At 62.9% G+C, this 26,161-nt stretch carries 23 protein-coding genes; 18 read left to right on the top strand and 5 right to left on the bottom strand.

Annotated features, from left to right (window positions below; all coding sequences use genetic code 11):
* The first annotated feature begins 69 nt into the window (after nt 1-69).
* From pyrR to ACZ881_RS03005, 13 genes are all read left to right on the top strand, one after another.
* Nucleotides 70-654: a bifunctional pyr operon transcriptional regulator/uracil phosphoribosyltransferase PyrR gene (gene pyrR / locus ACZ881_RS02945; RefSeq protein ID WP_476112424.1), complete on the top strand. Its 585-nt coding sequence runs from the start codon at nt 70-72 to the stop codon at nt 652-654.
* Entirely contained in the window at nt 651-1,658 is a 1,008-nt protein-coding gene (locus tag ACZ881_RS02950) for an aspartate carbamoyltransferase catalytic subunit (RefSeq protein ID WP_364305365.1), read from the top strand. The genes pyrR and ACZ881_RS02950 overlap by 4 nt, the downstream gene beginning before the upstream one ends.
* Complete coding sequence (locus ACZ881_RS02955) at nt 1,658-2,983, top strand: dihydroorotase (RefSeq protein WP_476112426.1); 1,326 nt, start codon at nt 1,658-1,660, stop codon at nt 2,981-2,983. Before ACZ881_RS02950 ends, ACZ881_RS02955 begins: the two co-directional genes overlap by 1 nt.
* Nucleotides 2,983-3,504 (top strand): PH-like domain-containing protein, encoded by a 522-nt coding sequence (locus tag ACZ881_RS02960; RefSeq protein ID WP_476112428.1) that lies wholly within the window; start codon nt 2,983-2,985, stop codon nt 3,502-3,504. The genes ACZ881_RS02955 and ACZ881_RS02960 overlap by 1 nt, the downstream gene beginning before the upstream one ends.
* Nucleotides 3,485-4,732, top strand: a complete 1,248-nt coding sequence (gene carA / locus ACZ881_RS02965; RefSeq protein ID WP_364305362.1) for a glutamine-hydrolyzing carbamoyl-phosphate synthase small subunit — start codon at nt 3,485-3,487, stop codon at nt 4,730-4,732. Before ACZ881_RS02960 ends, carA begins: the two co-directional genes overlap by 20 nt.
* A complete protein-coding gene (gene carB, locus ACZ881_RS02970; protein ID WP_091467807.1) occupies nt 4,732-8,040 on the top strand; it encodes a carbamoyl-phosphate synthase large subunit in 3,309 nt (1,102 codons plus the stop codon). Before carA ends, carB begins: the two co-directional genes overlap by 1 nt.
* On the top strand, nt 8,033-8,908 hold the full coding sequence (gene pyrF / locus ACZ881_RS02975; protein ID WP_091467805.1) for an orotidine-5'-phosphate decarboxylase: 876 nt from the start codon (nt 8,033-8,035) through the stop codon (nt 8,906-8,908). The genes carB and pyrF overlap by 8 nt, the downstream gene beginning before the upstream one ends.
* A gap of 97 nt (nt 8,909-9,005) precedes the next feature.
* Nucleotides 9,006-9,332 carry an integration host factor, actinobacterial type gene (gene mihF / locus ACZ881_RS02980; RefSeq protein WP_091467803.1) on the top strand — a complete coding sequence of 109 codons (327 nt, stop codon included), beginning with the start codon at nt 9,006-9,008 and terminating at the stop codon, nt 9,330-9,332.
* Nucleotides 9,333-9,353: 21 nt separating this feature from the next.
* Nucleotides 9,354-9,926 (top strand): guanylate kinase, encoded by a 573-nt coding sequence (gene gmk, locus ACZ881_RS02985; protein ID WP_011774946.1) that lies wholly within the window; start codon nt 9,354-9,356, stop codon nt 9,924-9,926.
* Between the two features lie 39 nt (nt 9,927-9,965).
* Complete coding sequence (rpoZ, locus tag ACZ881_RS02990; protein ID WP_011774945.1) at nt 9,966-10,226, top strand: DNA-directed RNA polymerase subunit omega; 261 nt, start codon at nt 9,966-9,968, stop codon at nt 10,224-10,226.
* Between the two features lie 27 nt (nt 10,227-10,253).
* Complete coding sequence (gene coaBC, locus ACZ881_RS02995) at nt 10,254-11,510, top strand: bifunctional phosphopantothenoylcysteine decarboxylase/phosphopantothenate--cysteine ligase CoaBC (protein WP_476112433.1); 1,257 nt, start codon at nt 10,254-10,256, stop codon at nt 11,508-11,510.
* Between the two features lie 76 nt (nt 11,511-11,586).
* On the top strand, nt 11,587-12,816 hold the full coding sequence (metK, locus tag ACZ881_RS03000) for a methionine adenosyltransferase (RefSeq protein ID WP_017197561.1): 1,230 nt from the start codon (nt 11,587-11,589) through the stop codon (nt 12,814-12,816).
* 160 nt (nt 12,817-12,976) lie between these two features.
* Nucleotides 12,977-15,073 carry a primosomal protein N' gene (locus tag ACZ881_RS03005; RefSeq protein WP_476112435.1) on the top strand — a complete coding sequence of 699 codons (2,097 nt, stop codon included), beginning with the start codon at nt 12,977-12,979 and terminating at the stop codon, nt 15,071-15,073.
* On the opposite strand, the gene ACZ881_RS03010 is transcribed toward ACZ881_RS03005, so the two are convergent.
* Nucleotides 15,070-15,690: a PadR family transcriptional regulator gene (locus ACZ881_RS03010; RefSeq protein WP_429329984.1), complete on the bottom strand. Its 621-nt coding sequence runs from the start codon at nt 15,688-15,690 to the stop codon at nt 15,070-15,072. The two genes, ACZ881_RS03005 and ACZ881_RS03010, sit on opposite strands and share 4 nt — an antisense overlap.
* Nucleotides 15,691-15,842: 152 nt before the next feature.
* On the opposite strand from ACZ881_RS03010, the gene ACZ881_RS03015 reads away from it, so the two are divergent.
* The 3 genes from ACZ881_RS03015 to ACZ881_RS03025 are packed head-to-tail and all read left to right on the top strand — an operon-like array spanning nt 15,843 to nt 19,324.
* Complete coding sequence (locus ACZ881_RS03015; protein WP_476112438.1) at nt 15,843-16,946, top strand: aromatic ring-hydroxylating oxygenase subunit alpha; 1,104 nt, start codon at nt 15,843-15,845, stop codon at nt 16,944-16,946.
* A gap of 15 nt (nt 16,947-16,961) precedes the next feature.
* Nucleotides 16,962-17,963: a PDR/VanB family oxidoreductase gene (locus tag ACZ881_RS03020; RefSeq protein ID WP_364305353.1), complete on the top strand. Its 1,002-nt coding sequence runs from the start codon at nt 16,962-16,964 to the stop codon at nt 17,961-17,963.
* 14 nt (nt 17,964-17,977) lie between these two features.
* A complete protein-coding gene (locus tag ACZ881_RS03025) occupies nt 17,978-19,324 on the top strand; it encodes an MFS transporter (protein ID WP_179016534.1) in 1,347 nt (448 codons plus the stop codon).
* 30 nt (nt 19,325-19,354) lie between these two features.
* Here the strand turns inward: ACZ881_RS03025 and ACZ881_RS03030 are convergent, their stop codons facing one another.
* Genes ACZ881_RS03030 through ACZ881_RS03045 form a run of 4 tightly spaced genes read right to left on the bottom strand, consistent with a single transcriptional unit; the run spans nt 19,355 to nt 23,294 of the window.
* Nucleotides 19,355-20,449, bottom strand: coding sequence for a glycosyltransferase family 4 protein (locus tag ACZ881_RS03030; protein ID WP_476112441.1), 1,095 nt, complete (start codon nt 20,447-20,449; stop codon nt 19,355-19,357).
* On the bottom strand, nt 20,446-21,390 hold the full coding sequence (locus ACZ881_RS03035) for an alpha/beta fold hydrolase (RefSeq protein WP_476112443.1): 945 nt from the start codon (nt 21,388-21,390) through the stop codon (nt 20,446-20,448). Before ACZ881_RS03035 ends, ACZ881_RS03030 begins: the two co-directional genes overlap by 4 nt.
* A gap of 10 nt (nt 21,391-21,400) precedes the next feature.
* The gene (locus tag ACZ881_RS03040) at nt 21,401-22,297 is read right to left on the bottom strand and encodes an aldo/keto reductase (protein ID WP_179016537.1); all 897 of its coding nucleotides are present in this window, start codon (nt 22,295-22,297) and stop codon (nt 21,401-21,403) included.
* Between the two features lie 34 nt (nt 22,298-22,331).
* Nucleotides 22,332-23,294, bottom strand: a complete 963-nt coding sequence (locus ACZ881_RS03045) for a sugar-binding transcriptional regulator (protein ID WP_091467790.1) — start codon at nt 23,292-23,294, stop codon at nt 22,332-22,334.
* Between the two features lie 122 nt (nt 23,295-23,416).
* On the opposite strand from ACZ881_RS03045, the gene ACZ881_RS03050 reads away from it, so the two are divergent.
* Together ACZ881_RS03050 and ACZ881_RS03055 are read left to right on the top strand one after the other, a co-directional pair.
* Nucleotides 23,417-25,198: a glycerol-3-phosphate dehydrogenase/oxidase gene (locus ACZ881_RS03050; protein ID WP_476112446.1), complete on the top strand. Its 1,782-nt coding sequence runs from the start codon at nt 23,417-23,419 to the stop codon at nt 25,196-25,198.
* A 170-nt stretch (nt 25,199-25,368) separates the two neighbouring features.
* Nucleotides 25,369-26,121: an MIP/aquaporin family protein gene (locus ACZ881_RS03055; RefSeq protein ID WP_476112448.1), complete on the top strand. Its 753-nt coding sequence runs from the start codon at nt 25,369-25,371 to the stop codon at nt 26,119-26,121.
* Nucleotides 26,122-26,161 lie beyond the last annotated feature (40 nt).

Consider the following 26,161-nt stretch of genomic DNA (forward strand, 5'->3'; position numbering starts at 1 on the left):
GGTAGCTTTGAAAAGCAAATATTCCTTTTTTAATTCCGTCCCGTGAGGCGGGGAAAGGGGAGACGAGCGATGACTGAAGTCACTTCAGCGCACGTGCCGTCGCGGGTTGTTCTCAATCAGGCGGACATTGACCGTGCGCTCACTCGTATCGCCCACGAGATCCTCGAAGCCAATAAGGGTTCCAAGGACCTGGTCCTGTTGGGCATTCCCAGCCGCGGCTATCCTTTGGCAGTGCGGCTTGCCAACAAGATTGCAGCGGCCGACCCCGCGGTGAACGCCGAGACGATGGTCGGCCAGCTGGATGTCACCATGTTCCGTGACGACCTCTCCCACCAGCCCACGCGGCCCCCACGCCACACACGGCTTCCGTTGTCCGGGATCGACAACAAGGTTGTTGTCCTGATCGACGACGTCCTTTATTCGGGCCGGACCATTCGCGCCGCGCTGGACGCTTTGGTTGACCTCGGCCGTCCGCGGATAGTGCGCTTGGCTGTGTTGGTGGACCGGGGCCACCGCGAGCTTCCCATCCGTGCAGACCACGTGGGCAAGAACCTGCCCACTTCCTCATCTGAAAAGGTCCGGGTCCACCTCGAGGAGATCGACTCCGTGGACGGCGTGCCCGTCAACGAGGTAGTTATTGAGGCCGGCAAGTGAAACACCTCCTTTCCACCGAAAACCTCAGTCTTTTCGACGCCATTCGTGTTCTGGACACGGCTGAGGAAATGTCCGCAGTCGGCGAGCGTGAAGTAAAGAAACTACCGGCGCTGCGCGGCCGTACCGTAGTCAACCTCTTCTTCGAGGACTCCACCCGTACCCGTATATCCTTCGAGGCCGCGGCCAAACGCCTGTCAGCCGATGTCATCAACTTCGCCGCCAAGGGGTCCTCGGTTTCCAAAGGGGAGTCTCTCAAGGACACGGCGCAGACACTCGCAGCCATGGGTGCGGATGCCGTCGTCATCCGCCACTGGGCTTCCGGGGCGCCACACCGGCTCGCTGCCACTGACTGGATTGACGCAGCTGTTATCAATGCCGGCGATGGCACCCACGAGCATCCAACCCAGGCGCTGCTGGACGCGTTCACCATGCGTCGGCACTGGTCGCAGGTCAACGGCACCGAGTCCACGGGAGCAGACCTGAAGGGCATGCGGGTAGCAATCGCCGGGGATGTCCTGCACTCCCGGGTCGCCAGGTCCAACGTCTGGCTGCTGAAGACCCTTGGCGCTGAGGTCACCCTGGTGGCACCGCCCACGCTGCTGCCCATCGGCGTCGAGCACTGGCCTTGCAAGGTCAGCTACAACCTGGACGAGACGCTGGAGGCCGGCATCGACGCCATGATGATGCTGCGTGTGCAGGGCGAGCGCATGAACGCGTCGTTCTTCCCCTCGACCCGCGAGTACTCGCGCCGCTGGGGTTTCGACGACGCCAGGCTCCGGGCACTGGACGATCTCGGCATGAAGGACACCATCATCATGCATCCCGGCCCCATGAACCGGGGGCTGGAAATATCTTCGGCAGCCGCGGATTCGCCGCGTTCCACTGTGCTCGCGCAGGTACGGAACGGTGTCTCAGTCCGTATGGCCGCCCTTTACCTGCTGCTCTCCGGGGACTCCCGTGAAGCCGCCCCGAACGTAAGCCAGTCCAGCAAGGAGACCAACTGATGGCCGAGAACACCTACCTGATTCGTGGGGCCGCCATCCTCGGCGGCGAAGCTGAAGATCTCTTGATCCGTGACGGCGTCATTGAAGCACGCGGCAAGGACTTGTCAGCTGACGACGCAACAGTCATCGACGCCCAAGGCCTCATTGCCTTGCCTGGCATGGTGGACGTTCACACCCACTTGCGCGAACCCGGCCGCGAAGACGCCGAAACGGTGGAAACCGGCACCCGGGCCGCCGCGCTTGGTGGCTTCACCGCGGTCCACGCCATGGCCAACAGCAACCCCGTGGCAGACACCGCGGGCGTCGTGGAGCAGGTTCACAGCCTGGGCCGGGCGTCCGGCTGGGTGGATGTGCGTCCTGTCGGTGCCGTGACCGTGGGCTTGGCGGGGGAGCAGCTCGCCGAGCTGGGGGCCATGGCGGATTCCCGTGCCCAGGTCAGGATGTTCTCCGACGACGGCATCTGCGTCCACGATCCCGTCCTCATGCGCCGGGCCTTGGAATACGTCAAAGCGTTCGACGGCGTGGTGGCCCAGCATGCGCAGGAGCCGCGCCTTACCGCTGGCGCACAGATGAACGAAGGTGCTGTTTCCGCGGTGCTGGGACTCACCGGCTGGCCGGCTGTCGCCGAGGAAAGCATCATTGCCCGCGATGTCCTGCTTGCCCAGCATGTTGGTTCCCGTCTCCACGTATGCCACGTCTCCACGGCAGGTTCCGTGGAAATCGTGCGCTGGGCGAAGGCGCGTGGAATCAATGTCACTGCCGAGGTCACCCCTCACCACCTGCTCCTCACCGATGAGCTGGTCCGTAGCTACGACCCCGTCTACAAGGTCAACCCGCCGCTGCGTACCGACGCCGACGTTCAAGCCCTCCGTGAGGGCTTGGCGGACGGCACCATCGACGTCGTGGGAACCGATCACGCCCCGCACCCCAGCGAGCACAAGGAATGCGAATGGGCGCAGGCAGCAATGGGAATGACCGGCCTTGAAACCGCTTTGTCCGTGGTCCAGGAGACCATGATCCAAACCGGCCTGATGACCTGGGCCGACTTCGCCAGGGTTACCTCGTTCGCGCCGGCAGTCATCGGCCGGGTGGTTGATCAGGGCCGACCGTTGGAGGTTGGCGAGCCCGCCAATGTCATCCTGGTGGACCCTGCTGCGCGTTGGACCGTTGACCCCCATAAAATGGCAACCATGGGCCGCAATTCACCGTTCAAGGGCAAAGAGCTGCCCGGATCCGTGGTGGCTACTTTCTTCAAGGGTCACCCAACCGTCCTCGACGGCCAGCTCAACACGCCGTACAGGTACCCGGCAGTCAGCAGCAACTAATGGACAACCAAACACTGACCGTGCTCATCACGGTGCCGCTGATCGTCGTCGTCCTGGCGATGATCTGGCTGGGATGGAGGAACCGGCTGAGGCGACAAACCGACGTCGAACGCCTTCCCGGGGTGCCGGAGCAGCTGACGCCGGCAACGGTGGTCGCGGACGGCCAATACGTTGCCACCACCACCGCGGGCGACTGGCTGGACCGGATCGCAGTGCAGGGCCTGGGTATCCGGACAAATGCGGAACTGAGCATCCACGCAGAAGGCGTGCTGTTCGACCGATCCGGTGCCGCCCCTGTGTTCATCCCGCGAGCCGCCCTGGTGGACAGCCGCGAAGCCAACGGTATGGCCGGGAAATTCGTCGAAAAGGACGGGCTCCTGGTCGTCAACTGGAAGCTTGGTGACCGGGAACTCGACACCGGATTCCGTTCCAGGCACGCAACCGACAAGCAGCTCCTCCTCGAAGCCCTCCAAGAATTGATCTCCGCAGCCCCTCAGGCAGATGCCGATAGTGGAAAGTAATAAAGTGACGGATAGTAAAGCAGCCACCACACCCACCCCCTCAGCAGCAGTACTCGTGCTCGAAGACGGCCGCATGTTCCGCGGCCGCAGCTACGGAGCCCAGGGAACCGCTCTTGGTGAGGCCGTCTTCGCCACCGGCATGACCGGCTACCAGGAGACCATCACCGACCCCTCCTATGCGCGTCAGCTGGTGGTCCAGACTGCGCCGCACATCGGCAACACCGGCGTCAACAGCGAAGACGCTGAGTCACGCCGCATCTGGGTGGCAGGGTACATTGTGCGCGACGCCGCCCGCCGCCCCTCAAACTGGCGGTCCGAACGAAGCCTCGATGATGAACTGGTGGAGCAGGGGATCGTTGGCATCCAGGGCGTAGACACCCGCGCCATCACCCGCCACCTCCGCGAGCACAAGACCATGCGCGCAGGTATTTTCTCCGGCGAGGCCGCGCAGGCCACCGACAAGGAACTGCTGGACGCTGTCCTGGCCAGTGCGCCCATGGAAGGCGCAGCGCTGGCTGAGGAAGTCTCCATTGACGAGGCCTACGTCGTGGAGCCCAAGGACCACGGCTGGGAAGGCGAGCCGCGCTTCTCCATCGCTGCCGTTGACCTTGGTATCAAGGCAATGACTCCGGTGCGCTTCGCTGAGCGCGGCGTGCGCGTGCACGTCTTGCCGGCCACGTCCACCCTGGAGGACGTCAACGCGGTCAACCCTGACGGCTTCTTCATGTCCAACGGACCCGGCGACCCCGCTACGGCCGACCACCAGGTTTCCCTGCTGCGCTCGGTGCTGGATGAGAAACTCCCGTACTTCGGCATCTGCTTCGGTAACCAGATCCTGGGCCGTGCCCTGGGCTTCGGCACCTACAAGCTCCGTTACGGCCACCGGGGCATCAACCAGCCTGTGATGGACCGCCGGACCGGCAAGGTGGAAATCACGTCGCAGAACCACGGCTTTGCTGTTGACGCGCCGCTGAACGGCTCCACCGTAGCGCCGGAAGAGCGCTTCGGTCGCGTTGAAGTCAGCCACGTTTCGTTGAACGACGACGTCGTTGAAGGACTCGCCTGCCTCGACATCCCTGCGTTCTCGGTCCAGTACCACCCCGAAGCGGCGGCCGGACCGCACGATGCTGCCTACCTCTTCGACCGCTTCATCGACCTCATGGCCGATACCAAGTCCAAGGCCACAGGCGCCAACTCCACCGACTCCAAGACTGAGGACAAGAAGTAATGCCCAAGCGTACAGATCTCAAGAGCGTCCTTGTCATCGGTTCCGGCCCCATCGTCATTGGCCAGGCGGCCGAGTTCGACTACTCCGGTACCCAGGCACTTCGCGTCCTCAAGGAGGAGGGCCTGCGGGTCATCCTCGTAAACTCCAACCCGGCCACCATCATGACGGACCCCGAGTTCGCCGATGCCACCTACGTTGAGCCCATCACCCCCGAGGTGGTGGAGAAGATCATCGCCAAGGAGCGTCCGGACGCCATCCTGCCTACCTTGGGTGGCCAGACGGCCCTGAACACTGCCATCGCATTGGACAAGAACGGTGTGCTGGAGAAGTACAACGTGGAACTCATTGGCGCGAACATTGCTGCCATTGAGCTCGGGGAAGACCGTGAGAAGTTCAAGGGTGTTGTGGAGCGTTGTGGCGCGGAGTCCGCACGCAGCCACATCATCCACACCATGGAAGAGGCCTTCGCCGCTGCCGAGGATCTCGGGTACCCCATGGTGGTCCGGCCGTCCTTCACCATGGGTGGCCTGGGCTCAGGCTTGGCTTACAACGAGGACGACCTCCGCCGCATCGTCGGCCAGGGCCTCCAGTACAGCCCCACCACCGAGGTCCTGCTCGAAGAGAGCATTCTCGGCTGGAAAGAGTACGAGCTTGAAATGATGCGCGACAAGAACGATAACGTCGTTGTTGTCTGCTCCATCGAGAACTTCGACCCCGTGGGCGTCCACACCGGTGACTCCATCACGGTTGCACCGGCGCTGACCCTCACAGACCGCGAGTACCAGAAGCTCCGCGACGTCTCCATCGCCGTCATCCGCGAAGTTGGCGTGGACACCGGTGGCTGCAACATCCAGTTCGCCATCGACCCCGCCACGGGCCGCGTAGTGGTCATCGAAATGAACCCGCGCGTATCCCGCTCCTCCGCGCTGGCCTCCAAGGCAACGGGCTTCGCAATTGCCAAGATCGCAACCAAGCTCTCCCTCGGTTACACACTGGACGAGATCCCGAACGACATCACCCAGAAGACGCCGGCCTCCTTTGAGCCCACGTTGGACTACGTAGTGGTCAAGGTTCCGCGTTTCGCCTTCGAGAAGTTCCCGGCAGCCGACAACACGCTGACCACCACCATGAAGTCTGTTGGCGAAGCCATGGCCATGGGCCGCAACTTCACCGAAGCCCTGCAGAAGGCCCTTCGCTCCTTGGAGCAGAAGGGCTCGCAGCTGGACTTCAGCTCCGTGCCGGAGTACGAGGTTGCCGAGCTCATCGAGAAGGCCAAGCGTCCCACGACGGACCGCCTGCACCAGGTGCAGCGCGCCCTCCTGGGTGGCGCCACGGTGGAAGACCTTTTCGAAGCCACCAAGATCGACCCTTGGTTCCTGGACCAGCTGCAGCTTCTCAACGAGACTGCGCAGGAGATCCGCAAGGCCGGCGTGCTCACCGAGGAAATGCTGCGTAACGCCAAGCGCCACGGCTTCTCCGACGAGCAGATCGGTGCCTTGACGCACAACAACGAGGCAGTGGTCCGTGGCGTCCGCCAGGCTTTGGGCATTCGTCCGGTCTACAAGACGGTGGACACCTGTGCCGCTGAGTTTGCTGCTTACACCCCGTACCACTACTCGTCCTACGACGAGGAGGATGAGGTAGGCCTGCACGCGAAGCCCTCTGTCATCATCCTTGGCTCGGGGCCCAACCGCATCGGCCAGGGCATCGAGTTCGACTACTCCTGCGTCCACGCCTCCATGGCGCTGCGCAAGGCCGGCTACGAGACCGTCATGGTCAACTGCAACCCCGAGACCGTCTCCACCGACTACGACGTTTCCACGCGCCTTTATTTCGAGCCGCTGACCCTTGAGGACGTCCTCGAGGTCATCGCCGCTGAAGAGCGCACCGGTGGCGTCATGGGTGTCTTCGTGCAGCTCGGTGGCCAGACTCCGTTGAAGCTGGCACAGCAGCTCGCCGACGCTGGTGTTCCGATCCTTGGCACGTCGCCGGAAGCGATCGACCTCGCCGAGCACCGCGGTGCCTTTGCCCGCGTCCTTGACGAAGCCGGCTTGACTTCCCCGAAGAACGGCACCGCCGTTTCCTTCGAGGACGCCAAGAAGATCGCCGACGAAATCGGCTACCCGGTACTGGTCCGCCCGTCTTACGTCCTGGGCGGCCGTGGCATGGAGATCGTGTACGACGAAGCAAACCTCTCCCGCTACATCGCCAATGCCACGGAAATTACCCCGGACCACCCGGTGCTGATTGACCGGTTCCTCGAAGACGCGGTCGAAATCGACGTCGACGCGCTCTTTGACGGCACTGACATGTACCTCGGCGGCATCATGGAACACATCGAAGAAGCCGGCATCCACTCCGGTGACTCCGCTTGCGTGCTTCCTCCGATTACCCTGGGCAATAACGTGATCGAGCGCGTGCGCACGGCAACCCGTGCCATTGCCGAAGGCGTGGGTGTCCGCGGCCTCATCAACATCCAGTTCGCGTTGGCCTCCGACGTCCTGTACGTCCTTGAAGCCAATCCGCGCGCTTCCCGCACGGTTCCGTTCGTCTCCAAGGCAACGGGTGTGCAGATGGCCAAGGCGGCAGCCCTCATCGGCACGGGGGTGACCATCAACCAGCTCCGCGGCGCCTACAAGATGCTGCCGGAGTCCGGTGACGGCTCCACCCTGCCCCTGGACGCCCCGGTTGCCGTCAAGGAAGCGGTCCTTCCGTTCAGCCGCTTCCGTACACCTGAAGGCAAGGTCGTCGATTCCCTGCTGGGCCCGGAAATGCGCTCCACCGGTGAAGTCATGGGCATCGATAAGCACTTCGACACCGCCTTCGCCAAGAGCCAGGCCGCTGCCAACAACGCGTTGCCCACCGAAGGCAAGATCTTCGTCTCGGTAGCCAACCGTGACAAGCGTTCGGTCATCATGGGCGTCAAGCGCCTCTCGGACCTCGGCTTCGAGATCGTCTCCACCGGTGGCACGGCTGACGTCCTGCGTCGCAACGGCATCCAGGCGACTCCGGTCCGCAAGGTTGCCGAGGGCAGCAGCGCAGAAGGCGAAGGCACCATTGCGGACCTGGTTATTGCAGGCGAGATCGACATGGTCTTCAACACGCCCTCCGGTGGCGAAGCCCGCAGCGACGGATACGAACTTCGTGCCGCGGCAACGTCCATCGGCATTCCCTGCATCACCACCGTTGCCGAGTTCAACGCCGCAGTGCAGGCCATTGAGGCGCTGCGCACCTACGAATGGTCCGTGACCAGCCTGCAGGAGCACGCTGCCAACCTGGCAGCAGCAGTGGAAGCAGCCAATGCCTGAGTCTGCTTCACCAGAGCAAGGGCAGCAGCCGGTCCGGGAGTCTTTTGGCTCCCGGCTGGCTGCCGCCATGGCCTCGCGCGGTCCGCTGTGCGTTGGAATCGATCCGCACCCGCAGCTCTTGGCTGAATGGGGATTGAACGACGACGCCGCGGGACTGGAACGCTTTTCGCTGACAGTGGTGGAGGCCGTGGCTTCCCTCGCTGCCGCGGTCAAGCCGCAGGTGGCACTCTATGAGCGTCACGGCTCCGCCGGCATGGCAGTCCTGGAGCGCACCCTGGCTGCCTCCACGGAGGCAGGTGTGCTCAGCATCGCCGATGCCAAGCGCGGGGACATCGGCTCCACCATGGCGGCGTATGCGGATGCCTGGTTGCGGGATGGTTCGTCCTTGGCTGCGGACTCCGTGACACTGAGCCCCTACCTTGGCTTTGAGTCGCTGCGCCCCGCTTTGGACCTTGCTGCGCAGTACGGCAGGGGAGTGTTTGTACTTGCACTGACATCGAACCCTGAAGGCAAGTCTGTCCAGCATGTCGGCGGAGGCGACTCGGTGGCGCGCAGGATCGTGGCCGCGGCTGCGGCCGAGAACCAGCGGTACGCGGGCTCCCTTGGTTCTGTTGGCTTGGTTGTTGGAGCCACTATCGGTTCCGCGCTTGAGGATCTGGACATCCACCTCGGCCCTGTCCGCGGGCCGATCCTGGCTCCTGGTCTTGGTGCCCAGGGGGCCACTCCGGCCGATCTTCGAGCGACGTTCGGCGTTGCCTACCCCACTGTCCTGGCGACCTCCAGCCGGGGGATCCTGGCCGCTGGTCCGTCCCTGGCCGGCCTTCGTGCCGCAACGGAAGGGACGCTGGCCGGGCTTCGCTCAGAGTAAGTTTCCTACCCTCATTGCGCAACGCGGCCCCTGCCGGTAGGTTCAGGATCAGTCCGCGTGATCTGGATCACAATTGCGATCTGACAGGGGTTTGGCAGTGGGCCTTAAAGAACTGACACCGCAGGAGCGTTCCGATGCGCTTGAAAAGGCTGCCAAGGCGCGGGCCGTGCGTGCCGCTGCCAAGGAAAAGCTCAAGCGCGGCGAAGTGAGTGTCGCGGAGCTGATTTCTTCCGGTTCAACGGACGAAGCGATTGCGCGCATGCGGGTGGTGGAGTTGCTGGAGGCCCTGCCGGGCATTGGGCCCGTCAGGGCTGCCGGGATCATGGCGGAGATTGGTATCGCAGGATCCCGGCGCATCAAGGGCCTGGGAATTCATCAGGCCCGGGCGCTGGTAGATTTTATGGATACCCAGCAAAGCGTTTGACGCATCTCCCCGAAGGAATCCGTGAGCAAGAAACCCGGACTGACTGTCCTTGCAGGCCCCACTGCCGTTGGCAAGGGAACCGTATCCACCTATATCAGGGACAACTATCCAGAGGTTTGGCTCTCGGTGTCGGCAACCACCCGGGCTGCGCGTCCGGGCGAAAAGGACGGCGTTCACTACTTCTTCAAGTCCGCCGAGGAGTTCGACTCCCTGGTAGCTGAGGGTGAATTGCTGGAGTGGGCTGTGGTCCACGGGCAGAACCGCTACGGGACGCTTCGCAGTACCGTTGACGCCGCCATCGCCGACGGCAAATCAGTGTTGCTGGAGATCGACCTCCAGGGTGCGCGACAAGTCAAAGCTGCCGTCCCGGACGCGAATTTTGTGTTCCTGGCACCGCCCAGCTGGGACGAAATGGTCCGTCGCTTGGTGGGGCGCGGCACCGAAACTCCTGAGGAACAGCAGCGCAGGCTGGAAACCGCTAAACTGGAACTTGCTGCTGAACCGGAGTTTGACCACACCGTCATCAATGACGACGTTCGCCGGGCAGCGGACGAGCTTGTTTCACTCATGGGGCTTACCCCGCACCAGCGCTAAGCGCTTGCATTTGTTGGCCCGCTAAAATTTGGAGAATTCGTGTCCACGAACCTTGAAGGCATCATCAACCCGCCGATCGATTCGCTGCTTGAGGCTGCTGATTCCAAGTATGGCCTGGTCATCTTCGGCGCCAAGCGCGCCCGCCAGATCAATGCCTACTACGCACAGTTGCACGAGGGCCTGTTCGAGTACGTCGGCCCGCTGGTTGACACCAAGCTGAACGAGAAGTCGCTGTCCATCGCACTCCGCGAGATCAACGAAGGCCTTCTGGTTTCCACGCCGATCGAGCCCACCGAATAACAAAGACTGCCTGTTGACGGAGGTCACGTGCGCATAGTCCTCGGAGTCGGGGGAGGGATCGCAGCCTACAAGGTTGCATCGCTCCTCCGGCTTTTTACTGAAGCCGGTCACAAGGTGACGGTCATCCCCACCGAAGCCGCAACCCGATTCGTCGGAGTGGCCACGTGGGAAGCCCTCTCCGGCAACCCCGTAAGCAATAGCGTCTTCGACGACGTTGAGAAGGTCAACCATGTCCGTCTGGGGCATGAGGCTGACCTGATCGTGGTTGCTCCCGCTACGGCCGACCTCCTGGCCAAGGCAGCAACCGGACAAGCGGGGGACCTCCTCACCAACACGCTCCTTATGGCCCATGGGCCGGTTCTGTTTGCCCCTGCGATGCACACGGAAATGTGGCAGCATGCCGCAACTCAGGCAAACGTGGAGACCCTGCGCAGCCGTGGCGTCACAGTGCTCGAGCCTGCCTCGGGTCGCCTTACGGGTGCTGACTCGGGTCCCGGCCGTTTGCCCGAGCCCGAAGCGATCTTTGCTGCTGCCATGGCGCTGGCCGAGGCCTCGGTGGATGGTGCAGCGAAGGCCGAACCTGCCGCGCACGCATCCTTGGCAGGCCGTACCGTCACCGTTTCCGCAGGCGGGACCAGGGAAGCGTTGGATCCCGTCCGCTTCCTGGGTAACCGATCTTCTGGAAAACAGGGGGTTGCTCTGGCTGCTGCGGCCCTGGCTGCCGGTGCAACTGTGAGATTCCTCGCAGCGCACATGGACGTCGAGCCGCCTGCCGGCGTCGAGCTTGTCCGCGTCGAATCAGCCTTGGAGCTACGCGACGCGGCGCTGAAAGCGGCGGTGGACTCCGACGTCGTCATTATGGCCGCTGCCGTGGCTGACTTCCGTCCGGCAGAGGTTTCGGACACCAAGATCAAGAAGGTCGACGGCGAGGATGCCCCTGTTGTGCGGTTGATCCGCAATCCGGACATCCTGCATGAGCTCGTGGAACGCCGCAACGCCGGGGGCGGCCAGCAGCTGATTGTTGGTTTCGCGGCCGAAACGGGCGACGCCCAGGGCGATGTCCTGGAGCATGCAACGGCCAAGCTCAAGCGAAAGGGCTGCGACCTCCTGGTGGTTAATCAGGTGGGGATTGGCCGGGTGTTCGGCCAGGATGACAATTCCGTGGTGATCCTCTCCGGCCACGGAGCCGAACCTCAGTCGGCTGCCGGTTCCAAAGCCGACGTCGCCGCTGCCGTGATTGATCGGGTGGGCACCGAGCTCACACGGGTCTTCCCGGCGTTGTAATCGAGCCCACACCCGAATTCTTAGCAAAGGGACACACGGCAAAGACCGCCGTCCCACAACCCAGTAAGGTGGACGAGTGACTTTACCGCTGCACCATGAACACCATGGCACCCCGTCCAAGCTCCGGCTCTTCACCTCCGAGTCGGTCACTGAAGGGCACCCGGACAAGATCTGCGACCAAATCAGCGATGCCATCCTGGATGCGCTGCTCGCCGCTGATCCTGAATCCCGCGTGGCCGTTGAAACCATGGCCACCACCGGCCTGGTGCACGTGGCGGGTGAGGTCACTACCGACGCTTACGTGGAAATTCCGCAGATTGTCCGCGAGACGATCCTTGGGATTGGATACGACTCGTCCGCCAACGGCTTCGACGGTGCCCGCTGTGGTGTGTCCGTTTCAATAGGCCAGCAGTCCAACGACATCGCTGGTGGCGTGTTCAACTCACTCGAGGCCCGTGAAGGCCGCCAGGAGGACGACTACGACCTCCAGGGTGCAGGCGATCAGGGCATCATGTTCGGCTACGCCAGCGATGAGACGGCGTCCTATATGCCCACTCCCATCTGGCTGGCCCACCGTTTGTCTGAACGCCTCACCGAAGTCCGCAAGAACGGCGAGCTGGCTTACCTCCGCCCGGATGGCAAGACCCAGGTCACCGTAGGGTACGACGGCGACCGGCCGGTTTCGGTGGAAACTGTGGTCATCTCCAGTCAGCACGCAGAAGAAGCAAGCCTTGAGCAGCTTCGTGCAGACCTTGCCAGCTACGTGATCGACCCCGTGATGTCGGCGTCCAACCTGGACATTGCCCGCACGGCGAACATCCTTAATCCTGCAGGTGCCTTCGTCATCGGCGGCCCGGTAGGCGATGCAGGCCTCACAGGCCGCAAGATCATCGTGGACACCTACGGCGGATTCTCCCGCCACGGCGGTGGCGCCTTCTCCGGCAAGGATCCGTCCAAGGTGGACCGCTCCGCCGCCTACGCCATGCGCTGGGTTGCCAAGAATGTGGTAGCCGCTGGACTGGCCAAGCGCGCCGAGATTCAGATTGCCTACGCAATCGGCCAGGCACGCCCTGTTGGAACATACGTGGAGACCTTCGGCACCGAAACTGTTGATCCGGCGCGCATCAGCGAAGCAATCGACGAACTGTTCGACCTCCGTCCCCGCGCCATCATTGATGCCCTTGACCTCAAGCGGCCCATTTACACCAAGACGGCGGCCCACGGTCACTTCGGTCGCGACGAGCCCGACTTCACGTGGGAACGCCTGGACCGGGTGGCCGACCTGAAGGAATACTTCAACGCCTGACCTGTTTTGTCGTTGGCCTCTGTTTTTGTCGGTGGCCCGTGATTGGCTGGTGCCAGAGAGATGCCCGCAGCGGGTCGATCCCGCTGTGGGCATCCTGCGTTGAGGTGTGTAGAAGCGTTCCATGGGAATCAGCTTGTGCAATGACTGGGAGGTGACGAGCATGACGGGACACGAGGCCCAACAGTCCTTGCTTCAGCCTTCGCTGCTGCAGGGATTTCCGGATCGGGCACCGGTCAACGGACCGCCTCTGGCCGCGAAGGATCCGGTGGCCCGTGTGGTACTGGAGTCATCCGTGCCGCACCTCGACAGGCCCTTTGACTACAGTGTTCCCGCTGACCTCGCCGAAACGGCAGTCCCCGGCGTCCGCGTGAAAGTTAAGTTCAACGGCCAGGAACTGAATGGTTACATTGCTGAGCGCCGCGCGGATTCCGACGCGGCCCATCCGCTAACTCCGCTGCATAAGCTGGTTTCCCCCGTAGCGGTCCTGACTCCGGCCATTATGGGGCTTGCCGGGACTGTCGCCGCCCGTTATGCCGGAACGCTGAGCGATGTCCTTAGAACGGCTGTTCCTCCACGGGTGGCGAAGGTGGAGAAGGAACTGCTGGCCGGAGATTTTGAGTCTGACGTAGTGGACTTGAAGCCGGCCACGGATGCCCATGCCTGGGCTTCGTACGCGAACGGGGCCGCTTACCTGCAGCACCTGGCCAGCGGAGGTTCGCCCAAAGCTGTCCTCACGGCTCTTCAGGGCTTCGGCCCTGATGGTTGGCCGGCTCTCGTGGCGTCTGCCGTGGCTACTGTTCGGGCCTCCGGGCGCGGAGCAGTAGTGGTGGTGCCGGACTATCGGGATCTTGAGCAGTTGGAGGCTGCACTGGCCAAGGTCCTGCCGACGTCGGACGTTGCCCGACTAACGGCGGATGATGGCCAAACGCCCCGTTACAGGAATTTCCTGCGACTTCTGAGCGGCGCCGCGGGCGTTGCCATCGGCACACGTTCGGCGGCGTACGCTCCTGTTCGCGACCTCGGCTTGGTGGTGTGCTGGGACGACGGCGACGACCTCCACATCGAGCAAAGGGCTCCCTATGCACACAGCAGGGAAGTCCTTCTGCTTCGGGCCGAGCAGGAGAATGCCGCCTGCCTCATGGCGTCCCATGGCCGCAGCACCGAACTCCAGCGCCTTGTTGAAAGGCAATGGGCGGTGCCCATCGAAGCGCCGCGCACTACTGTCCGAGCCACCGTGCCCAGAGTCCTCAACACAGCTGACAGTTTCGAGCAAGAACGTGATCCGCTGGCCCGCATTGCCCGTTTGCCCGGCGCAGCGTGGCGGGCGGCCAAGGAAGGCCTGGAACGCGGGCCGGTCCTGGTTCAGGTGGCCAGAGCCGGGTACGCCCCGTCCTTGGTGTGCGAGACGTGCCGGGAACTAGCGCGCTGCAACGCCTGCCAGGGCCCCTTGGCCGTGTCCAGCAGTTCCGCGATGCCGGCATGCCGGTGGTGCTCCACCCCCGCTCCTCAATGGCGTTGCACCCACTGCAGCGGGACAAAGCTGCGCCGTGGAGCGGCTGGAGTCATGCGTACTGCCGAGGAACTGGGACGGGCCTTCCCCGGCAAGGCCGTGGTGACGTCCTCCGGCGAACACATCAAGGCAACAGTCCCGGATGCACCCGCACTGGTAGTCGCTACGGTGGGTGCCGAGCCGGTTGCACCAAACGGTTACGCGGCTGCCCTGCTGTTGGACGGCAACTCGCTGCTCCGGCGGGAGAACCTGCGGGCGGGGGAGGACACTGTTCGCCGGTGGTTCAATGCCGCCTCCCTCGTGAAGCCGGCCAGCCAAGGTGGGCTGGTGGTGATTACTGCGGACGACACCGCGGCGACGGGAGCACTGTTGCGGTGGGATGCTTCCGGCTACGCATCACGCGAACTGACGCTTCGGAAGGAACTGCAGCTGCCCCCGGCGGTCAGGGTGGCTTCCGTGACCGGCGCAAGGGCCGACGTCGTGCATTTCAGTGACGCGCTGGAAGCCAACGCCGAGCTGGCGTCGGCACCGAAACTTCGCAAAGCCGGACCTGCGCCGGTGCAGCTATTCGGAGGAGCCCAGTCGTCAGCCGATGAGAGCGATGCGGAGGTCAGGACGCTCTACTTCATTCCCTACGCTGACGCTGCGACCGCCACCCGTGCCATGCGGGCCGTGAAGGTAGCAAATGCCGCCAAGCGTACCGCTGGCCCTGTGCAATTGCGCTTGGACGGCGTAGACGTCCTCTAGGTCCCTGGTTCGTTCACCGGATCAGACGTTCCGGGGTTCTCTATATCCTCAAGTATCTGCAGGCCGCGCTTCGCCCACGCGATTTCCTGCTCGGCATGGGCAAGCTGACCTTCATAGGCGAAGACTTTAAAGCGGACAATATGCTCTCGTTCCTCTTCGGAATACAGGGCGAGGCGCCGGGCAAGCGTGGGATGGGTACGCTGCTCGAGAGCTTCGATCATGTACAGAGTTTGGATGCGTTGTTCGTCGTAATGGGCTATGTGGGCTCGCAGCTGCGCAGCCGCCACGCCGGACGGTGCCCACTCGAAGTAAGCGGCCCTGAGGCGGGCAGGGTCCCGGTCCCGGACGTAAGTGAGCGGCTGATTCTGCCACTCGATCAGAGCCGCCTCGCCTGCCGGCGCGAGGGCATATTCCGTTTTCGTCGCTCCGCGGGTGCCCCACGGCACAGGCCTGCTGGAGAGTAAGCCCTCGGCGTGCATCCTACGCAGCTCCGGGTAGATCTGGGAGTCGGGGGCGTGCCAGACGTGGCCCACGGAGGAGCTGAACTGCTTGACCAAGTCGTAGCCCGTCAGCGGGCCTGAGGACAGCAGTGCCAGCAGAGCTGAGCGAAGGGTCACACGCGCTCCTTTCAGGACGGCAATTACAGCTTAGCTCCAGAAGAGCTTTGCAAACCACTATCGAGATAGATAGTATGTGTCTCACGTCACCAAATAGCTATGTTGATAGTTATTTTCTGCCCCCCGGCCCGCTCAAAGATGAGGACCGCTTCATGACTGTCTCTGCAACAAAGACCACATCCACCGCCAAGCTCCTGCCCTCTCCGCTCAACGCATGGTTCGTGGCGGGGTGGGATCATGAGATTTCCGCCAAGGGGATTCTGGCCCGCACCATTGCGGGCCGCTCGCTGGCCCTCTACCGAACCGAGGACGGCCGCGCTGTCGCATTGGCCGACGCCTGCTGGCACCGTCTTGCCCCGCTGTCCCAGGGTAAACTCGTGGGCCGCGACGAGATCCAGTGCCCGTACCACGGGCTGCGTTACAACGCTGCTGGCCGTTGCACCTCGATGCCCGCGCAGGAAACCCTCAATCCTTCAGCCACGGTGCCCTCTTTCCCTGTGGTGGAGCGGTACCGCTATGTGTGGGTCTGGCTCGGTGACCCTACGAAGGCCGACCCGGGCCTGTTGCCGGACATGCACCAGTTGGAGAGCTCCGAGTGGGCGGGAGATGGCGAGACCATCCACGCCCCGTGCAACTACCAGCTGGTCCTCGACAACCTTATGGACCTCACCCACGAGGAGTTCGTGCACAGCTCCTCGATCGGGCAAGAGGAACTGTCCGAGTCCGAGTTCGAGGTGACCCACGACGAGACATCCGTCACTGTCACCCGCTGGATGCGCAACATTGATGCGCCGCCGTTTTGGCTGAAGAACATGCGCGACAAGTTCCCGGACTTCGAGGGAAAGGTGGACCGCTGGCAGATCATCCATTACTACTTCCCGTCCACCATCTGCATCGACGTCGGGGTCGCCGCGGCCGGGACCGGAGCTCCCGAGGGCGATCGCTCCCGCGGGGTGAACGGCTACGTGATGAACACCATCACGCCGGAGACTGAACGTTCCTGCCACTACTTCTGGGCGTTCATGCGCAACTACCGGTTGGAGAGCCAGCTCATCACCACACAGCTGCGCAACGGCGTGCACGGGGTCTTCGGCGAAGACGAGGCTATGCTTCTTGCGCAGCAGGCGGCCATCGACGCCAACCCCGACTACGAGTTCTACAACCTCAACATCGACATGGGCGGGATGTGGGTGCGCCGGCTCCTCGAGCGTGCGCTCGAAGCCGAGGGTCGCCTCGCAACCCTGCCGGGCAGCTGAGCAGGGGGAGAAACCATGGCCGATTCCCACCACATCCTCTGGCAGCGGGCCGTCGTCGACGCCGTCTCCGACGTGGCAGAGAACATCCGCCGCATCGTCCTGCGTCCGGAGCGTCCCTGCCCCATTCGTCCCGGCGAGCACGTGGATGTCCGCACGACCATCGACGGCGAGCAGCATGTCCGCTCATACTCCGTGGTCAACGCCGCCGACGATGGCACGCACCTCGCCCTCAGCGTCTACCGGACTCCCAATTCCCGGGGAGGATCCGTGTTCATGCACTCACTCCAGCCGGGGCAGCGCCTGGAGATCACCCAGCCGTTGCAGAACTTCCCGCTGCGGATCGGAGCCCCCTCCTATGTCTTGCTTGCCGGCGGCATCGGCATAACCGCAATCGCCGGGATGGCCGCGTTGCTGCGCCGCCTCGGCGCCGACTACCGCCTGGTCTATGTGGCCCGTTCCCGGGATGCGATGGCCTACCTGGATGACCTCGCCGCCATGCACGGGGACCGTTTCGAGGCGCACGTCGACGCGGAGGGCGCTCCCCTTGACGTCCGGGCTCTCGTGGGCTCAGCCCCCGAGGACGCAGAGTTTTACATGTGCGGGCCTATCCGGCTCATGGACGCTGTCCGCCGTGCATGGACCGAACGGGAGCTCGAACCCACGAACCTGCGCTACGAGACTTTCGGCAACAGCGGCTGGTACGAGGCAGAACCGTTCACCGTACGGATACCGCGGCTGGGGGTAGAGACAATTGTCGGTTCCGACGAGTCCGTGCTGGAGGCCCTCGAACGTGATGGCGTGGACATGATGTCGGACTGCCGCAAGGGCGAGTGCGGCCTGTGCCAGGTCAAGGTCCTTGAGCTCGCCGGACGGATCGACCACCGCGACGTTTTCTATTCGGACCGCCAGAAGGAACCCAACACCAAAATGTGTTGCTGCGTCTCGCGGGTGGCCGCCGCCGAACCGGGCACAGACCCGACGCCCCGTCCCACCATCCTCACCATCGACGTCCCCTGAGAGGCATCAGCACCATGGATATCAGACACCAGATCGACGCATCCAAGATGTCGTCCTACCAGTGGCTCATCATCGCCGTGACCACTTTCCTCAACGCCCTCGACGGCTACGACGTGCTGGCCATGGCCTTTACAGCCACGTCCGTGACCAAGGAGTTCGGACTCTCCGGTTCCCAGCTTGGCTGGCTGCTCAGTGCGGGCCTCATCGGTATGGCCGTGGGTTCGCTCGTCCTCGGGCCCTTCGCGGACCGCTACGGCCGACGCAAGATCCTCATCGTGGCACTGGCGATCAACGCCGTCGGACTGTTCCTGTCCACAACAGCGAACTCCGCGCTTGAGCTCGGCCTGTGGCGCGTCGTCACAGGACTGGGTGTGGGCGGCATCCTCGCCTCCGCGACTGTGATCACGAGTGAGTACGCCAATGCCCGCCGTCGCGGTATGGCCGTCAGCATCTTCACCGCGGGCTATGGAGTAGGGGCCACGCTCGGTGGGATGGGAGCGACCCAGCTCATCCCCGCCTTTGGGTGGCGCTCCGTGTTCCTTGTTGGTGGCCTCCTGACTCTCCTGGCGATCGCTCTGGTGGTTGTCCTCATGCCCGAGTCCGTCGACTACCTCCGCGCCCGGCGACCGGAGGGCGCGGCCGCGAAGCTCCAGCGCATCGCCGGCCGTCTGGGTCTCGAGGGTGACGTCAATCCCGGTCCTGCCCCTGTGAGCGCCGGTAAGCAGCAGGGCAGCGTGGCCGTGCTCCTGAGCCCGCGGTACCGCACGGCCAGCATCCTGCTTTGGATCTCCTTCTTCGTCATCATGTTCGGCTTCTACTTCGCCAACTCATGGACGCCCCGGCTGCTCGTGGAATCAGGGATGACGGAGCAGCAGGGCATCATCGGGGGACTCATGCTCACCATGGGTGGAACCTTCGGTTCGCTGCTCTATGGGGTGCTCACCACCCGGTGGGACGCGCGGTTGACCCTCATGGTCTTCACCGTGCTCTCGGCCGTGACCCTCGTCCTGTTCATCACCACAAGCCCCCTGCCGCTGCTGGCGTTCTCGTCCGGCGTGGTCGTCGGCATGCTCGTCAACGGTTGCATCGCTGGTCTCTACACCGTGGCTCCCATGACCTACGAGCCTGGTGTCCGCACCACGGGTGTGGGCTGGGGGATTGGTATTGGCCGGGCCGGTGCCATCCTCGCTCCCATTGCGGTCGGCGCGCTGCTTGACAACGGATGGAACCCCCACCAGCTCTACATCGGAGTGGCCGTGGTGGTCCTCCTCGCGGCAGTCGCCCTGTTCCGACTGCGGCCCTACGAAGAGATTGCATCCTCCGCAACCAACCAGCCTGCGTCAAGAGCGACTACTGGATGACAGGGTGCCGCCCCTGGACCTGGGAGTGCGCTAAGCGCGTTCCCGGGTCTTGCGTGCGCGCCGGGCCACAACTTCTTCCGCCGCAGCCACGAGCTGCCGCGCCGACTCGTCCCAGTTGAATTCTGCAGCGCGTTCCACTGACTTGCGGGAGCTTTGCTGCCAAAGTACGTCGTCGGCAAGGGCCGTCACAGCTGCCGCGAATTCCGTCGGCGATTCGGGGTGGACATAGCTGACGGCGTCACCACCCACTTCACGGAAAATCGGAATATCGCTTGCGATAACGGGGGTGCCCAAGGCCATCGCCTCCACCAACGGCAAACCGTACCCTTCGGCCCGTGACAGGCTGATCAATGCGGTGGCCCGCAGCAGGAGTTCGTCGTACTCGGCGTCAGTGACACCGTTATGGAACAGCACCTTTGCTCCATCGGGGATCAACGCCTCCAACTCGGCTTTGCGCTCGGGGGTGATCCGGCTGAGCAAATGCAACGTGTAATCGTGCAGTCCGGACATGCCCCGGATCATGGTTTCCACGTTCTTGTAAGGCATGAACGAACCCATGTAGAGGAGGGATTTGTCTGCGCCTCCTTCAGGGTCGCGGGGCGTTTGACCGGGTTGGGGTGCGTTGCCCACGATGCGCACGGGACGCTTGGTCAGTTTGTACTTGGCCATGAGGGCTTCAGTGGTGCGGCTGATGGTGGCCACGATGTCCGCGCGGTCGAGCAGGAGCCTCTGCGGCCAGAACGCCTTGTGGTAGAGCCTCCAGAGAAGGCGCACGGGGGCTGGCAGGAAGCCCGGGGGAGTCGGGTGCTCATAGTAAATGAGGTCGTGAAGGGTAAGCACCAGTCCGTAACGGCGGCCCACGGTGCCCATGGTCTGCATAGGACACACAACCACGTCAGCACCAAGGGGGTTGACCTTGCGGGCGACGAACAATTCCATAGGTGACAGGGGGCTGTTGAGCATCACGTACGGGACGTCGGGCAGAAGTGCCAGTTGGCGCTTGTCGCTGATGAGCATGGTGACATCGGCGATTTTGGACGTTGCGGCTATGAGGCTGGAACCGTAGCGGCTGATGCCATCGTGATGGTCCGTTCGGGTAAAGCGGGCGTCGATGACAATTTTCACGCGGGATGTTCCTCCAGGAAGGTACGGATTGCTTCAGCGGCCGGAACCGGCGTCTCATAGTGGATAAGATGCCCGACGTCGGGAATCACTTCCAGCTTGGCGTCAGGTAGTCGCTTCATGAGTTTGTGCTGGTTGGGAAGAGTGGCGATCTCATCTTTTTCGCCGGCGATCAGGAGTACGGGAAGTGTTAGTTTCCCGGCGACCTCGGCCACGTTGCCCGAGACGGAGGCCTTGAACGATTCGAGCAGGCTCTTCCTGTCTGCGAAGGCACTGAAATATGCGTCGTGCTGGCCGTGGATGAAACGACGAAGGACTCTGTCCTTGGTTTTGGCCATGGTGATGCTCATGATGCGAACGATCACCCGATTCCGAAGGACCGCTAGTCCGAGCTGGCGGGGAAGCTTGGCGGACGCCTGGTAGTACAGCACCGCTAGTTTGGTCATGATGCCCTTGGGACCCTCCAACGCGGGTGCGGCAATGGGGTTGATCAGGATCAGCGGATAGACGGTTCCGGGATTCGCGGCGGCGAAGTGGCTGGCCACGATTGAGCCGAAGGAGTGGCCCAGCAGGACAGTCTCGTCATTCAGATCGAGCGCGGCCATGAAACCGGAGATGAACTTTCCATAGCGCTCAACGCTGTGTTCATCGTGGACGAAAGGCTCCGAGCTTCCGAAGGCCGGCAAGTCCGGCATGATGATCCTCATCCCGGGAAGTTGGTCGGCTACGCGCAGCAATCCGTGGTGGTCACCCCGGAAACCGTGGATGACCAGGATGGTGCGCGTCAGGGGAGTGACGGTGACCGGTTCGTAGGTCCAGTAAGCTACCTTGCTGCCATCCACCTCAACCTCCGAGGCATGCGTCCGCCCCTGCAAGGATTCGCTGAAGAATTCGCTGGGGGCCTGCGCACCCTTTGGGGAGTGCGCGGTGTCCACGTTGTCCATTCGTCTATTCCTAGTTCACGTTGTCCGGGTGGGACCCGGTCCGATGGTGGCGTTCCAATGCGGCTATGCCGTCCATATCCCCGGCGTCCAATTCAAAATCGAAGACGGCGATGTTTTCCTTGATCCGTCCGGCCGAGCTTGCCTTGGGAATGACCAGGTTCCCCAGCTGAAGATGCCACCGCAGAATGACCTGGGCCGGAGTCCGGCCGTACTTTTCTGATAGCGAGACAATAGCGGGGTCAGCCAGGACTTGCCCGCGACCAAGGGGGCTCCACGCCTCGGTACGGATTCCGAGTTGCTCGTGCAACGTCCGCAATCTGGTCTGCTGCAACCAGGGGTGCAGTTCTATCTGGTTCACTGCCGGAACAACCTCTGCCTTTTGCATGAGCTCATCGAGGTGTCCGGGCTGGAAATTGGAAACACCTATGGCCCGGATTTTGCCTTCCCTGTAAAGGGTTTCCATGGCTTTGTAGCTTTCCACGAACAACCCCCGGCCGGCGCACGGCCAGTGGATGAGGTAGAGGTCCACGTAATCAAGTCCAAGGTTCGCCATGGACGTGTCGAACGCCCGTAGTGTCGCGTCGTAGCCCTGGTCATCGTTCCAGACCTTGGTGGTAACGAAGAGGTCCTCGCGTGCCAGCGCGTGTACCGACTCGCCGGAGCCACCGGTACCTCTGTTGGCTTCCGCGGCGTCACCGATCGCACCGCCGAGAGCGCGGCCCACCCCGACTTCGTTGCCGTACATCGCGGCAGTATCAAACCGGCGGTAGCCCTCACCCAAAGCCGTGGCAACCAAGGCCTCTGCGTCTTTGGCTGGAACTTTATAGAGCCCGTATCCCATGCGATCCATCTGAACGCCGTTGTTTAGTGCCAGCCTGTTCGATGTCAGCTTGGATGGGGATCTCATAGCAACGACTCTACCCATTCCTTGCACGATTGCTTCAGGAATGGGCATTGAAACTCACCAGGCGTCGGGCTGAGGCTTCGTCCAGAATGAGGTCCGTCGCGAGTCCCGCAGCCAGGGCTCCTTGGAGGCCATTGATCTTGGATGCCCCGGAGACCACGCAGATCCGTCGCCTGACTTGCCGCAATTGTTCATGGCTGGGACCGGTTGACCTCTCATTCAAGGTGATGCCGTCAGAGGAACCATCACTCCGGAAGAAGACCGTGGCTACATCGCCCACAACATCGTCTGCGGCCAGCATGGTGAGGTCGTGTTCATCGAGGTAACCGCCGGCATAGACATGGCTCGGGTAGTCCGAGTCCACAGATCCGACGCCGAAGATAGCGATGCTCATCCGGGCCTGCAGGTCCAGGATGCGTTGAACGCTGCGCTCATTCCACATGGCGGTCTTGGTGGAGGCATGATCAAAAAAAGCCGGAACAGGGAACTGTTCCACGCGGGCGCCGTACGCGCTGCCGAAGCGGCGCATGATGTCACTGGCATACGTAATGCCGGTGGTTTGCATGTTGCCGGCGCCATTGAGCTGGACCACGATGCTGTCGTGGGTCACCTTGCGCGTGAGGTGCCTGCTGACCGCGCTGAGCGTCGCACCCCAGGCCACTCCGATGATGGCATTCGAGTCCACCAAGGGTCCGATTGTCCGTGCAGCCTGCATGGCTACGCGGTCCAGGGTCTCTGCTTCGTTGAGCGTGTCCAGTACCGGAACCACGTGGACATCCACGCCGTATTGGTTCCGGATCTGGCTTTCCAGCTCAGGTCCGGTATCGAAAGGGCTTCGAATCTGGACCTGCACGAGGCCCGTTTCCCTCGCCGAAGACAACAGCCTGGAGACCGTGGACCTGGATGTCCTCAGCTCCCGGGCGATCGCATCCATGGTGAGGTCCTGCAGGTAGTACATCTGTGCAGCCCGGAGTGCATCCGAGTGACGTGATCGTCCCATCTCATTTCCTTACTGCACGTTTGTGCAAATAGCTTGACTCCATTTTCCACCTTCGCCAGATTAGTGGTGAACGGTGCAGCAGCGAGTGGCGCGGCGCACGAACCAAGCCCAAGGGAGCAGTTTTGGGACACAACAGGATTTCCGGTACCTCACAGCACACACAGCGCGACTCCGTCGTTGCACTGCAGGAGCGGCCCTCGGCCAAGGTACTCATCATCGGCGGTGGCATCAATGGTGTCGGAACGTTCCGCGATCTCGCCCTCCAGGGTGTCGACGTTGCGCTTGCTGAACGTGGTGACTACTGCCAAGGTGCCAGCGGCGCCTCCTCCCACATGATCCACGGCGGCATCCGGTACCTGGAAAACGGCGAGTTCCGCTTGGTCCAGGAGTCCGTGGTCGAGCGCAACAGGCTCCTGCGGATCGCGCCCCATTACGTTAAGCCACTGCAGACCACCATCCCGATCTTCAGCACGTTCTCCGGCATCCTGTCTGCACCCATGCGCTTCCTCACCCACAAGCAAGGCAAGCCCAAGGAACGCGGCGCTTTCCTGATCAAGGTTGGCCTGAGCATGTACGACTTCTTCTCCCGCGACGGCGGCAGCGTGCCGCGCCACCAGTTCCGTGGGCGGACCAAGGCCTTGGCTGAACTTCCCAAACTTCATTCCGGTATCAAGTACGCCGCTACCTACTTTGATGCTTCGGTCCATAACCCGGAGCGTCTGACCCTTGACGTCCTGCAGGATGGCGAGAAAGCAGGCCGCGGCGGGGGACTCCCGGGAGGAAGCGCCCGCGCCAGCAACTACGTTTCTCTCGTGTCCATGGGCTCGGACGGAGTCCGGCTCCGTGACGAATTGACCGGCAAGGAATTCGACTTCCAGGCGGACGTCATCGTCAACACCACGGGGGCCTGGGTGGACCTCACCAACCAGGCCATGGGCGCCGTCAGCAAGTTCATGGGCGGCACCAAGGGATCGCACATCGTCCTGGACCACCCGGAACTGCTGGCAGCGTGCAACGGCCGCGAAATCTTCTTCGAGCACACTGATGGCCGTATCGTCCTGATCTACCCCATGGGGGACCGCGTGCTGGTAGGCACCACGGATGTGGACGCTGATATGTCCCAGGACGCCGTGTGCACTGAAGAAGAAATCGACTACTTCTTCGACCTCGTCGGCCACGTGTTTCCCACCATCAAGGTGGAGCGCGAACAGATCGTCTACAGCTTCGCCGGCGTCCGGCCCCTGCCGCGCCACGACGAAACCCAGCCGGGATTCGTCTCACGCGACTACCGCATCGAACGCAGCGTCCGCACTGGCAGCGACTCCGTCGCTACGCCAGGCGGTAAGGCCGCCGTCGTACTCAGCCTGGTGGGCGGCAAGTGGACCACCTTCCGCGCCTTGGCCGAACACATGACCAACGACGTCCTCCGCGAACTGGGCATGGAGCGCAAGGTCTCGACGGCGAAACTCGCTATCGGAGGCGGCGCCGGCTTCCCTGCCACTGAACAAGGCGAGCAGGAATGGATCAAGAAGCACATGGGACCGGGGCTGGATGCTGACCGCGTAGCCGTCCTGTTGACCCGGTACGGAACGCGCGCAGACGCCGTCATCGACTACCTGAATGCCGGACACGACACTCCGCTGCGTTCCACCCGCGAACTGAGCGTCCGGGAGCTGGCGTTCATGGCCGAGCACGAGCAGATCGGGCACCTGGTGGATGTACTCATCCGCAGGACGTCGCTGGCCTTCCGTGGGCTTGTCACCGGGGAGTTGCTCAATGAAATAGCAGCAGCGTTGGCCGAGCCTCTTGGTTGGGATGCTGCTGCCCGTGAAGCAGAAATCCGCCACGCCCAGGAAGTACTGCAGCGGTTCCACAAGGTCGACGTGCACAGTCTCGTAGCCTGACACCAAGCAGCGGAAACAGCTTGACCGTCCCAATGTGCGGCAGGGGCGGAATGGGGTAGGTGGGCCCGCCAGGGGACCACCACACCGGGACGGTTCCGGAGACAACGGAACCGTCCCAACAGCCTCTTCACCCGCGAGGAGGCTGACAACAGAAAAATGAGGAGTCAAAGATGTCTCTTGGAATTGTTTTCCTTTCCGAAGTATTCGGAACCATGATGCTGACCCTGCTGGGTTGCGGCGTCGTGGCAAACGTTGCGCTCAAAGGCACCAAGGGCAACAGCGGTGGATTCTTGATGGTGACGTGGGGCTGGGGTATTGCGGTCTTCGCGGGCGTTTTCGTGGCCGCAAAGTCCGGTGCGCACCTTAACCCGGCCGTCACCTTGGGCCTGCTTGTCAACGGCAAAGCAGAATACGCCCCCGGTGTTGCCGTGGATTTCGCATCCACCCTGACGTACTTCGGCGCTGAACTGCTCGGCGCTTTCCTGGGTGCCGTTGTTTGCTGGCTCGCCTACAAGCAGCACTTCGATGAAGAGCCCCTCGCAGCGAACAAGCTCGGCACTTTCTCCACCGGGCCGGCCATTCGCTCCACCCCGTGGAACCTCATCACCGAAATCATTGGCACGTTCGTTCTGGTCTTCGTCATCCTGACCTTCGGCGGCACCCCTTCGGGCCTCGGTCCGCTGGCTGTGGCATTGCTGGTTGTTGGTATCGGTGTTTCCCTCGGTGGCCCCACCGGTTACGCCATCAACCCTGCACGTGACCTGGGCCCCCGCATCGCCCACGCTCTCCTCCCCATCAAGGGCAAGGGCACCAGCGACTGGGCCTACTCCTGGATCCCTGTCGTCGGACCGCTGGTTGGCGGCGCCCTTGCAGGCATCGTTGCCCTCTGGGTACCGGACATCATGCCTGCAATCGCAGGCTAGTCCTGCACGTACGCGCACTTCGCTTCACCGCACGTTGTAG

It is taken from the genome of Paenarthrobacter sp. TE3676, assembly GCF_056279165.1.

Bases quoted from the DNA above. Each gene is read 5' to 3' on its own strand.
- ACZ881_RS03015 (WP_476112438.1), top strand. From the start codon at position 15,843: ATGACTGTCTCTGCAACAAAGACCACATCCACCGCCAAGCTCCTGCCC.
- carA (WP_364305362.1), top strand. From the start codon at position 3,485: ATGCCGATAGTGGAAAGTAATAAAGTGACGGATAGTAAAGCAGCCACC.
- ACZ881_RS03035 (WP_476112443.1), bottom strand. From the start codon at position 21,390: ATGGACAACGTGGACACCGCGCACTCCCCAAAGGGTGCGCAGGCCCCC.
- pyrF (WP_091467805.1), top strand. From the start codon at position 8,033: ATGCCTGAGTCTGCTTCACCAGAGCAAGGGCAGCAGCCGGTCCGGGAG.
- ACZ881_RS03005 (WP_476112435.1), top strand. From the start codon at position 12,977: ATGACGGGACACGAGGCCCAACAGTCCTTGCTTCAGCCTTCGCTGCTG.
- pyrR (WP_476112424.1), top strand. From the start codon at position 70: ATGACTGAAGTCACTTCAGCGCACGTGCCGTCGCGGGTTGTTCTCAAT.
- ACZ881_RS03025 (WP_179016534.1), top strand. From the start codon at position 17,978: ATGGATATCAGACACCAGATCGACGCATCCAAGATGTCGTCCTACCAG.
- ACZ881_RS03045 (WP_091467790.1), bottom strand. From the start codon at position 23,294: ATGGGACGATCACGTCACTCGGATGCACTCCGGGCTGCACAGATGTAC.
- ACZ881_RS02960 (WP_476112428.1), top strand. From the start codon at position 2,983: ATGGACAACCAAACACTGACCGTGCTCATCACGGTGCCGCTGATCGTC.
- ACZ881_RS03040 (WP_179016537.1), bottom strand. From the start codon at position 22,297: ATGAGATCCCCATCCAAGCTGACATCGAACAGGCTGGCACTAAACAAC.
- carB (WP_091467807.1), top strand. From the start codon at position 4,732: ATGCCCAAGCGTACAGATCTCAAGAGCGTCCTTGTCATCGGTTCCGGC.
- ACZ881_RS03055 (WP_476112448.1), top strand. From the start codon at position 25,369: ATGTCTCTTGGAATTGTTTTCCTTTCCGAAGTATTCGGAACCATGATG.
- ACZ881_RS03020 (WP_364305353.1), top strand. From the start codon at position 16,962: ATGGCCGATTCCCACCACATCCTCTGGCAGCGGGCCGTCGTCGACGCC.
- ACZ881_RS02955 (WP_476112426.1), top strand. From the start codon at position 1,658: ATGGCCGAGAACACCTACCTGATTCGTGGGGCCGCCATCCTCGGCGGC.